Consider the following 376-nt stretch of genomic DNA (forward strand, 5'->3'; position numbering starts at 1 on the left):
CGACGAAGAGGCGGATGCGCTTCCGGCCGTGAAGCGGGACAGCCGTGGCCGCCGGTTCCTGGAGGCGGGTTCGGTGCGTATCGAGACGTCGGGTTCGGCCGGTCAGTCCTTCGGCGCCTTCTGCAATGACGGCATGGTCATGGTTCATACCGGCACCTGCAATGACGGTGTCGGCAAAAGCGCCTGCGGCGGCACCATCGTCGTGCGCTCACCCGGCGGCGGATCCGAAGAGGCGGGCGGTAATGTGCTGGTCGGCAATTTCGCGTTGTTCGGCGCCACCGGCGGCCGCACCTTCGTGGAAGGGCAGGCGGGAGACCGTTTCGCAGTGCGTAACTCCGGTGCCACCGCTGTCGTCGAAGGCGTGGGTGATTTCGCC

At 67.0% G+C, this 376-nt stretch carries 1 protein-coding gene; it reads left to right on the forward strand.

The genetic code is table 11. From position 1 onward, the window contains the following. A partial coding sequence (locus PL640_RS25700) for a hypothetical protein (RefSeq protein ID WP_271363890.1) occupies positions 1-376 on the forward strand: 376 nt, incomplete at both ends.

The organism is Agrobacterium sp. ST15.16.024 (genome assembly GCF_027956545.1).
GTDB lineage: Bacteria > Pseudomonadota > Alphaproteobacteria > Rhizobiales > Rhizobiaceae > Agrobacterium > Agrobacterium cucumeris.